The 763-nt window shown below is 40.5% G+C and carries 1 protein-coding gene; it reads right to left on the bottom strand.

Annotated features, from left to right (window positions below):
- A partial coding sequence (locus KH893_RS11185; protein ID WP_281166196.1) for a DNA gyrase subunit A occupies positions 1-763 on the bottom strand: 763 nt, incomplete at both ends.

Genomic DNA, 763 nt, shown 5'->3' with positions numbered 1-763 from the left:
CATCCGTATTTGTAAGACGATAAAGCTGTAAAGTAACAATCGCTTCAGCCTGGGGATCACTGAATTGGAACTTTTTGATTAGATTTTCCTTGGCGTTTTTGCGGCTTTCAGAAGCTCTGATAGTTGCAACGACTTCGTCGAGGATACTTAGCATTTTGATCAAGCCCTCAACGATTTCTTGACGAGCTTGGGCCTTTTTTAATTCAAACTCAGTTCTCCGCCGAATAACTTCTTTACGAAAATCCAGAAAAGCCGATAAAGCCTGTTTTAAGCCATCAGAACCCGGTCTTTGTTTATCGATAGTCGTCATATTAAAGTTGTAGGCAATCTGCAAATCGGTTTTTTTAAACAAATAATCCAAAATACCTGCGGCATTAGCATCTTTTGAGAGCTCAATTGCAATTAATAAACCCTCGCGACTGGTATCATCCCGTACTTCTATAATTCCATTAACATCCTTATTAAGGCGAATCTCGTCTATACGGGCAACGAGCGCCGATTTGTTAACCTCATAAGGGAGTTCTGTAATCTCAATTTGTTTTTTACCGGCTCTAAGCTGCTTAATTTCCGTTTTTGCCCGCAAATAGATCTTTCCCCGACCGCTTGTATAAGCATCTTTGATACCATCCAAACCTTGAATAATACCGCCAGTGGGGAAATCCGGTCCGCTTACGTATTTCATCAAATCCTCTAGAGAGGCAGCAGGATGCGATAATAGATAAATCAAAGCATTAATTACTTCACCCAAATTGTGAGGTGGTAT

Origin of the sequence: Liquorilactobacillus sicerae (genome assembly GCF_029916425.1) — a bacterium.
Classification (GTDB): domain Bacteria; phylum Bacillota; class Bacilli; order Lactobacillales; family Lactobacillaceae; genus Liquorilactobacillus; species Liquorilactobacillus sicerae.
Note: the sequence above shows the minus strand (reverse complement) of the source record. Positions and strands in the feature narration are given on the sequence as shown.